Source organism: Peptococcus niger, from assembly GCF_900101835.1.
Classification (GTDB): domain Bacteria; phylum Bacillota; class Peptococcia; order Peptococcales; family Peptococcaceae; genus Peptococcus; species Peptococcus niger.
This window is the reverse complement of record NZ_FNAF01000004.1, coordinates 26,130-35,074: the sequence shown is the minus strand read 5'-3', so window position 1 is coordinate 35,074 and position 8,945 is coordinate 26,130. Positions and strand designations below refer to the sequence as shown.

At 52.8% G+C, this 8,945-nt stretch carries 8 protein-coding genes; 3 read left to right on the top strand and 5 right to left on the bottom strand.

Features of this window, described 5'->3' with window-relative positions; genetic code table 11:
- From BLQ16_RS09630 to BLQ16_RS04185, 3 genes are all read left to right on the top strand, one after another.
- The coding region (locus BLQ16_RS09630) for a hypothetical protein (RefSeq protein ID WP_423230817.1) at positions 1-444 on the top strand (444 nt) is incomplete at its 5' end.
- Positions 445-648: 204 nt separating this feature from the next.
- The gene (ilvA, locus tag BLQ16_RS04190) at positions 649-1,857 is read left to right on the top strand and encodes a threonine ammonia-lyase (RefSeq protein WP_091791500.1); all 1,209 of its coding nucleotides are present in this window, start codon (positions 649-651) and stop codon (positions 1,855-1,857) included.
- A gap of 153 nt (positions 1,858-2,010) precedes the next feature.
- The gene (locus BLQ16_RS04185) at positions 2,011-2,718 is read left to right on the top strand and encodes a TVP38/TMEM64 family protein (RefSeq protein ID WP_159427978.1); all 708 of its coding nucleotides are present in this window, start codon (positions 2,011-2,013) and stop codon (positions 2,716-2,718) included.
- A gap of 74 nt (positions 2,719-2,792) precedes the next feature.
- Here the strand turns inward: BLQ16_RS04185 and BLQ16_RS04180 are convergent, their stop codons facing one another.
- From BLQ16_RS04180 to BLQ16_RS04160, 5 genes are all read right to left on the bottom strand, one after another.
- Positions 2,793-4,124: an acetyl-CoA hydrolase/transferase family protein gene (locus BLQ16_RS04180; protein ID WP_091791498.1), complete on the bottom strand. Its 1,332-nt coding sequence runs from the start codon at positions 4,122-4,124 to the stop codon at positions 2,793-2,795.
- Positions 4,125-4,401: 277 nt separating this feature from the next.
- Positions 4,402-6,432 carry an FtsX-like permease family protein gene (locus BLQ16_RS04175; protein ID WP_144019656.1) on the bottom strand — a complete coding sequence of 677 codons (2,031 nt, stop codon included), beginning with the start codon at positions 6,430-6,432 and terminating at the stop codon, positions 4,402-4,404.
- On the bottom strand, positions 6,416-7,183 hold the full coding sequence (locus tag BLQ16_RS04170; protein ID WP_091791496.1) for an ABC transporter ATP-binding protein: 768 nt from the start codon (positions 7,181-7,183) through the stop codon (positions 6,416-6,418). Before BLQ16_RS04170 ends, BLQ16_RS04175 begins: the two co-directional genes overlap by 17 nt.
- 134 nt (positions 7,184-7,317) lie before the next feature.
- Entirely contained in the window at positions 7,318-8,262 is a 945-nt protein-coding gene (locus tag BLQ16_RS04165) for a sensor histidine kinase (protein ID WP_159427977.1), read from the bottom strand.
- Between the two features lies 1 nt (position 8,263).
- Positions 8,264-8,944, bottom strand: coding sequence for a response regulator transcription factor (locus tag BLQ16_RS04160; protein WP_091791494.1), 681 nt, complete (start codon positions 8,942-8,944; stop codon positions 8,264-8,266).
- Between the last annotated feature and the right edge of the window lies 1 nt (position 8,945).

Sequence of the window (8,945 nt, the reverse complement as noted above, 5' to 3'; positions counted from 1 at the left end):
AAGGCTGCTGACGTTAAAGCCAAGGCCGTCGTGGAAAAAGAAAAGGCTGAAGAAAAGCTGGATGACGTTCAAAATAAAGCAAAAAAAGGCAAGGCGGACGCCGCCAAAGCCGTTGCAGAAAAAGCCGGCGATGTATTGGAGGCTGAAAAAGCACAGGCCAAGGCCATCGAGAAGGAAGCTCGTCAAATCAGCGAAAAAGCGCGCGAAGCCATTGTCGAAGAGCCACTTGCTGAACCGGCCCAAGGGCCACATAAAGATGCTGCCAAAGCCGTTGGCAAGCAGGCCGGTGCCGTGTTAGAAAAAGAAGCCGCCGACCAAGCAGCTCTTCAGGAGCGGGCCGAAACCATAGCCGCCGATGCAAAGGCAGCCATGACAGAACCAGCCCCCCGCAAGGACGCTAAGAAAAACAGCGGCAAGCATCAGAAAAAGCAAAAGAAAAATTAACCCCCGTAAATAAAGGCCTAACAAATTGCCTTCATGATGCCTTGTCCTCGTAACAGCAACTCCCCCGCCATACCTGTGATGACGGGGGAGTTGCCATATTCTCACATCGGAATAAGGCATTGCCAGCCCTCTTTTACATTTATAAATCCGCCGGAAAGTGCTATGATAGAAGCAAATCATCACTTTATGATTGTGAGGTGCCTTATGTCCAATCCAACCTTTAATTTTGAAGCGGCGGCCCGACGCATTCGCCAAATGCTTCTACCTACGCCGATTATTGAGTCCTCCTATTTTTCCACTGCGACCAACAACCACATTTTCTTAAAACCTGAAAACCTGCAGCGCACCGGTGCCTTTAAAATTCGCGGCGCCAGCAATAAAATCTTTTCCTTAAGCGATGAAGAACGCGCTCACGGACTGGTCACCGCTTCTGCCGGGAACCACGCCCAGGGCGTTGCCTGTGCCGCAGCCTTTGCCAAGGCACGGGCGGTGGTGGTCATGCCCGAAACAACACCACTCATTAAAGTCAAGCGGACCAAAGCTTTAGGGGCTGAAGTGCGGCTGGTCGGCACCACTTATGACGATGCCGCTGCAGAAGCGATGCGGCTGGCCAAAGAAGAAGGCCTGACCATGGTCCACCCCTTTGACGACTTGGCGGTCATTGAAGGACAAGGCACCATTGCCTTAGAATTGCTCCGCGACTTACCGGACTTGGACGCCATTCTCGTCCCGGTTGGCGGCGGCGGTTTAATTGCCGGGATTGCCGCCTGTATTGCCAGCCATAAGACCGACTGCTGGGTCATTGGCGTCGAACCGAAAAACGCCGCTTCCATGCGCGCGGCCATCCGCTCCGGAGCCCGCGTTACCCTAGACGACGTTTCCACCATCGCTGACGGCACCGCCGTTAAAGAAGCCGGGGTGGAAACTTATGCCCTCTGCCGCCGGTTCGTCGATGACTGGCTGGTCGTTGACGATTATGAGCTGATGGAAGCCTTTACAGAAACCGTTGAGCAGCACAAACTGGTCGTGGAACCGTCCGGCCTGCTCTCAGTAGCGGCCGCACGCAAGCTGCCCTTTGCCAACAAGCAGGTCGCCTGCATCCTTTCCGGCGGCAATGTAGACATGCTCATGGTGGCATCCATGATCAATAAAGGCTTGCGCTCTCGTGACCGCATCTTTAAGTTTTATCTGGACCTGCCCGACCGTCCCGGCGAACTGCACCGGTTTACCGGCATCCTGGCCGATTTGCGGGCCAACGTCATTTCCATCTCCCATGACCGTTACAGCCTAACGAAACGCTTTTCCAATATTCATGTAGACGTCACCGTTTCCACCAACGGCCATCGCCATGTTCAAGAAATTAAACAGGCCTTGACTCAGGCAGGCTATACCGTCCACGATGTCATCGAATAAGGCTTGACCTATATTGCCACCGCCTCTGATTCCCGCCGGGATAGGGGGGCGGTTTTTCTAATCCCATCAAAATCCAGCCGGCTGCAAAAACAATTGTTTTTTTGCGCTATTGCGTATATGATAAGACCAATAACCCTATTTGGAGGAATTTTCATGGACAATCGCATGCGAAAACGTTTGCGCCGACTCTTGCTTTTACTCTTTATCGCAGCCCTTATTTTTGTCGGCGTTTTGATCACACGGCATTTTGCGCCAATTTTTCGCAGCATGCAGGATGCGGAGGCCGTCCGTACCTGGGCGGAAAACTACGGTTTTATCGGCCGTCTGATTTTTATCGCCGGCGTGGCCTTCCAGGTCTTGGTCGCTGTGGTGCCTGCCGGGCCCTTGGAAATTGCCGCCGGCTTCGCCTACGGACCGGTTCATGGCACCCTCATTTGTACCCTGGGCATGGTCCTCGGTTCGGCCCTTGCCTTCAGCTTGGTAAAAATTTTTGGCAACCGTTTTGTCGATTTCTTTTTTGACAACAATCGGCTTGAAAACTACGATTTTCTTACCAATCCACGTAAGCTCCACGGCCTGACCTTTATCTTTTTCCTCATTCCCGGTACGCCAAAAGATGCCCTCACCTACCTGCTAGGCCTAACCCCCATGACCTTGTTGAATTTTCTCATCATCAGCAACCTGGCCCGCATTCCGGCCACCTTAGTCAGCGCCATGGCCGGTGATGCCATCGTCAGCGGCGATTATATAAAAGTCACCCTCCTCTTCCTCGCCACCTCCCTCCTCTCCGTCCTCGGCTACATCGCCTACAACCGGTATCAATACCGGCACCGCAATACCTTCCGCCGTCACCGCCGTTAAAAATATTCATAAAGAAACGCCTCTTCCGGTGCAGCCATAGCACCAAAAGAGGCGTTTCTTTGTTCAATAAAGGGTTACCGTTTATTGCTGTGGCGCCAAATGCCCTGCGCCTCAGCGGCTTGAATCAAGTCTTCACGGAAATCCGGATGGGCGATGTTAATGATATTTTCTGCGCGCATCCAGGTGGGCAAGCCCACTTGATGGGCCATGCCGTATTCGGTGACAATCGTCGGCACCTGGGTCCGAGGGGTGGTAATAATATCCCCCTGGGTAAATTTCGGCAAAATCCGTGAATGAACCGTCCCCTTTTTATCCTTAAAGGTAGAGCTCATGGCCAAAAAGGCCTTGCCGTTCACACACTCAAAAGTACCGGTGACAAAGTCCAGCTGCCCGCCGGTCCCGGAAATATGGCGTGTCCCGGCCGATTCGGAGCAAACCTGTCCGTACAGGTCCATGGCAATACAGCCGTTAATGGAAACGAAATTTTTAAATTGCTTGATGGTTTCCGGATGGTTCACATAGCCGATTGGCGCTGAATAAATGCCCTGGTTTTCATTTAAGAAATCATAGAGTTCACGGGACCCATTGGCAATGGAAAAGACCCCCTTGCCGCGGTCGATTTCCTTTTTCATATTGGTGATCTTACCCGCCTTGTAGAGGGTCAGATAGCCGTCACTCATCAGCTCGGTGTGCATGCCAATGTCCTTTAAGTCCGATTCCGCCACCAAGGCACCGAGCGCATTGGGCATGCCGCCAATCCCCAATTGCAGGGTCATCCCGTCAGAAAGCTCCGGGAAAATATATTCGGCAATTTTACGGTCAATCTCCGTTGCTGCCGGCGCCATTGCAGTGGGAATGGCTTCATCGCTTTCCACCAGGCAATTCACCTGGGAAATATGAATGTGGTCCCCTGTCGTCCCATAAACGCGGGGCATATTGGGGTTGACTTCTAAAATAATATACTTGGCCACGTCAACAATGTCCTGCACGCAGCAGTTGGTCAGGCCGGTACTGAAATTGCCGTAAGCATCCATCGGCGAAACGGTCAGCATGAGCACATCCACCGGCGCATAGCCTTTGCGATAATAGCTGCCCACATTGCGGAACATCATCGGATTAAAGAAGGCCTTGCCCTGGTCAATGTAGCGACGGTCCATCCCGGAGCAATGCCAGGGATTATAGGTAAAGGACCCTTCGCCCTCTTCTACCACCTTCAGCGGCTGCATGGTAATGGAGCTGCGAATGTTCACATCTGCCAGTTCCGCATGGCGTGCGGCCAAAGCCGCGTCCAACTTAACCGGGATGGAGCAGGTTTGACTGTAGTCAACCCAATCGCCACTTTTTACCACCTTCACCGCTTCCGCCGGCGTACACAGTTTTTCTTGATACTCCTGACTGAAATCCATATCCCTGCCTCCAATTTTATTTTGAAATTTTTCAATAATTTCCATGCCCTTATTTTACCCTATTCCGCCAAAACAGCCAACTGTAAATTCAAAAAGCGTTGAAAATGACCGAGCTTTTCCTGGATATTGTAAGCCTTTGTTCCACCTGTCCATTTTCTAGCCCGGCAAGCCATGGTATGACAGGGCCCATCACAAGCCCCTCCTTTAAATGACAAAGCTCTGCCCTGTCCTAGCTGCTTGTAGGAACCGGAGCAGAGCGCCTGCCAAGAGGGCCTATTTACATGGCAGACCCTTTCAAAATATTTTCATAGGTGCGGGTAATCAGTTGGTAGGCGATGCCATAAGCCAGGGCAGCGCCGAGCAAGACCGGCAAAATGACTAGAAAATAACTGTTGGCTGTGTTGAAGCCGATAAACTGCAAGATCAAGTTGATCATCGGGTAGGCGGCAAGGGCGTGTATGAAGGCAACGCCCAAGGGCAGGGCAAAGAGGGTAAAGACCTGTCGCGCAAAAACCTGATGAATCATGGCGTCGTCCATACCGATGTCCTGCATGGTGCGGTACCGCTTTCGATCTGCCAGGGCTTCGGAAATTTGTTTAAAAAATGTCACCAAGACAACCCCGGTCATAAATACCAGGCCCAGTAAGATACCGATAAACAAAATAGATCCCTTAAATTGTAAAAATTCCGCCAAGAGATTCCTCTTAGAATTGACGAACTGCACTTCGATGCCCGGTGCGGTAATGGCCTTCAAGGCCCTTTGAATGGGCAGGAGATAGTCCTCCTTATTGCCCTGGGGCTGGACGGACCAGTCGAGGGTCGCATTCATTGAGATAAGGCCGGATGGATTGGCCGCCCGCAGGCCGGTTAGGGCAGACAAAAGGGCGCGGTCATCGGCAAAGATGAGGGTCGGCCTCATTTCCTGGCTTGCCTTGGCTTGACTGCCGTAGAGGGCCTGCAAAAGTTCTTTTTTCTCTGCCGCCGATGGCATGACCCGCTGAAATTTTTGCTTACCGAAGGCCATTTCCGCTGCCGATTGAGAAGGCTTATCGCTCAAGACCAGGACTTCGCCGGCTGCCGGTTTGGCCCTTGGGCAATCTTCTGCCGATAAAAATTCGGCAAAAAAGGCCCCGTCTTGCGACCCATTCCGGTCGCTGAAATTCATTTGCCGTCCCTTTAGGGTCACAAAAGCAGAATAAGACCGTTTTGTTTGCATTTCTTTCACGGCAAAACCGTTTTCTTTAGAAAAAGACTTGATGGCTTTCTGACTCCGCCCGGTCACATCATTTAAGAGGTCAAGGGCAGCGTCGATAGATTGGTTTTGATCTACCTTCCCCATATACCTCAGTTGATAATCATAGGGCATCCGGTACTGCACATCCGGTTCTTTATACATGGTGGCCGTAAAACTGATGCTGACAATGGCCATGGTGAGCAAAATCGCCACACTGGCCAAGCCTACACCGTGCTGCCGGACCCGGGGCAATAAACCACCGATGGTGATAAAGGGGACCCGGCGATAATAAAAGCCCTTGCGCTTTTGCAACCCTTCCAGGATGAGGACGAGCAAGCCGCTAAACAAAAGCCAGGTGCCAATCATGACCAGGACGACGGCAATAAAAAAGGTTTTAATGGCCTCATATCCGCCGCTTACGGTCAAAGACAGCCAATAACCGCTGCCCAAACAGCCCAGGGCTAAGAGGCTCTGTCCGGCGGTAAACCCTTTAGAGGCACGAGGGTGGCGCTTCAAAAAAGTACGTTGTTTCGGCGGCCGACCTGCGCCAACCACTGCAAACAGGGTATCCAAGAGAAAGATTCCGGCAATGATGGCCACCGTTTCCAAAAATCCTTGTGCCGTTAAGTTTAAGGCCAGGTGCTCCAGGCCCATCAGCCGGGTCAAAAAAAGCAGGAAAAATAGGCTTAACCCGTATCCAAGGGCTAGCCCCATCCCCCCGGCAAGGAGTGAAAAAACACCCTGCATAACCAAGAGCAAGCGCCGCAGATGCCGCCGCTCCAAGCCAAGCATGGCATACAGGGCCATTTCCTTCTGCAGCATCCGCTTAACAAAGCTGGTCCCATAGAGGACAAAAACCAGGCTAAAAAAGGCTGAAATCCAGCGTCCGTAATCCATAACGACTTTTGCCGGCGGCAAGTGGCTGATATAGTCTGTTTGAGAAACATTGCAAATCACCGTAAAAAGCGCCAACATGACGGCCACCGCAATAACAAAGGGCTGCCAAATCCGTCGATTTGCCTTAAAGCTGGCACAGGCCATGGGCCAATAGAGTCGTCTAAAAATGTCGCTCACCACCTTTTAAGATGAGCTGCAGCGTATCCATGATCCGCTCACGAAAGACTGGGCGCGAAAGATCTCCCCGGTAGAGCTCATGATAAATGCTGCCGTCGCGCAAAAACAGGACCCGGGTCGCATAGGCAGCCGCCAAGGCGGAATGGGTTACCATAAAAATTGTTTCCCCCTGCCGGTTAAGGTCGGCAAAAGCGTCCAACAAGGCTGCAGCCGTTTTTGAATCCAGGGCGCCGGTCGGTTCGTCGGCCAAAATCAAGTCCGGCTGGGTTATTAGGGCCCGGGCAACAGCCACCCGTTGGCACTGACCACCGGAGATTTCATCCGGATACCGGTCCAATAACTTGTCCACACCCATCAGCTCAGCAAGAGGCGAAAGGCGGGCCGGCATTTCTTGTGGCCTCAGCCCGGACAAAACCAGGGGCAAGAGGATATTGTCCCGCACAGTGAAGGTCTCCAGCAGGTTAAATTGTTGAAAGACAAAGCCCATTTTTTCTCGCCGAAATCGTGCTTTATCGGCAGTGGGAATGGTACGATAGGATTTTCCGTTTAACTGGACCTCGCCTTCATCAAAATCGGTCAACGTGGCAATAATATTGAGCAAGGTCGTCTTACCGGACCCGCTCTCCCCCATGATGGCGACAAATTCGCCCTTATCCAGGGAAAAATTAAGGTCCTGGAGCACCCGATGGGCCGGACTGGTCGGGCCACCGCGATATACTTTGCCCAAGTGATGAACCTGTAATAACGTCATGTCATCTCCTCCTTACAGGCTTAGGATAACAAAATGCCCATGATCCTGCTTTATTTTAACCTTACAGTTTCCCTCTTTCACCTTACAATTTTGTAAGAAAAAAGCGTTGCTGAAACGCTTTCAGCAACGCTTGCCTATTCTCTTATAAGGCTGTAGGTCGGAAAAGTCACTTGAACGGTGGTGCCCACGCCAAGGTCTGAGCGAATGTCCAGCTTCAAATCCAAGCGGTCAGCAATGCGCTGGGCCACATACAAGCCCATCCCTGATGCACGTTCATCCAAGCGCCCCCGGCTACCGGCATATCCCCGCTGAAAAATGCGGGGCAATTCATCGGCGGCAATGCCCATGCCTGTGTCTTGAATATAGATGGCCGCCCCTTTGCTATAGACAGAAACCCGTCCTTTGGGCGTATATTTAGCGGCATTGCTGAGCACTTGCTCAAAGAGCACCGCCAACAATCTGGCATCTGACTGGACTGCAAGCGGCAAGGGCTCTAGGGTCACCTGCACCTTTCCGGCTAAAAATAAACCCGCCGTGCGCTGCAGCGCCTCTTTTAAAATGTCCTCCAGCTGACAGGGGGCCAAATCCAAAGGGGCTTCTTGGTCACTCAAGGCCACCTGGACCAAGGCCATGTCCACATAAGCCCGCATGGCTTCCAAGGCATTTAAGAGGGCCAATGAAGGCCGGTCCGCTTCACGCGCCAAAAGGGTTGCGGCAGATAGAGGCGTTTTGACCTGATGCACCCAAAGGGAAAAATCATCGTTCAAGCAGCGTTGGATGTCGTGCTGCCCCTGTAAGGCCTTGGCCCGGTCCAGGAGAATCTGCTCCAGTTCCTTGGCCTGCGCTGCCGGAAAAAAGGCATGACACCTGGCAGCATCACGGGCCGTCAGCGCCGTAAGTTGCCGCCGGCTGCCCTCCCGCAACCGCCACAGGCCAAGCCCCAGTGGCAGGGTCGCCAAGGCCACCGCATAAAGTGTCATTGGCAAACCAACCCGGTGCAAGACCAGCATGGCGCTGAAAATGAGCGTCACCGCCAGCCAAACGCCTATCAGAAGGCGGTATGGCCCTGGTCTGCCCATGCTAAACCCCTTCCTTAATGCCATAGCCGTATCCTTTTTTCGTTTGAATGGCCCCGCCAGCGCCGATGGAGGCCAACTTCCGCCGCAACCGGCTGACATTCACCGATAGGGTATTGTCATCTATAAAGCAGGCGTCGTCCCAAAGGTTTAAGGCCAGCCGTTCCCGACTGACAAACCCGCCGGCAGCACGGATCAATTGAGCCAGAATGGCTGATTCTGTTGCCGACAGGGCCACTTCCCCCTCCGGACCCATGACCTGCATCTCTTCCGGATGCAGAACCAGCCCAGCTGCACTTAACTCAACCCGCTCACAGCGATAATCATAGGCCCGCCGAAGCAGGGCCTGGACCTTGGCCACAAAAACCGACAAGGCAAAAGGCTTGGTCAAATAATCATCCGCCCCGATGGCCATGCCGGTAATCAAGTCCACCTCTTCCCGCCGTGCCGAGACGATTAAAATCGGGACTTGTGACCTTCGGCGAATTTGTTCACACCAGTAGAGACCGTTTTTGTGGGACAAACCGATGTCCATCACCAGCAAGTCAGCCGCTTCTTTGCTGCAAAAAGCAGCCGGATCGGCAGACCCGTCACAGTCGACGACCTGATGACCATCTGCCCGCAAGGCCTCTGCCATATGGGTGCGAATCACCGCGTCATCTTCAACGATTATTATTTTTGCCACG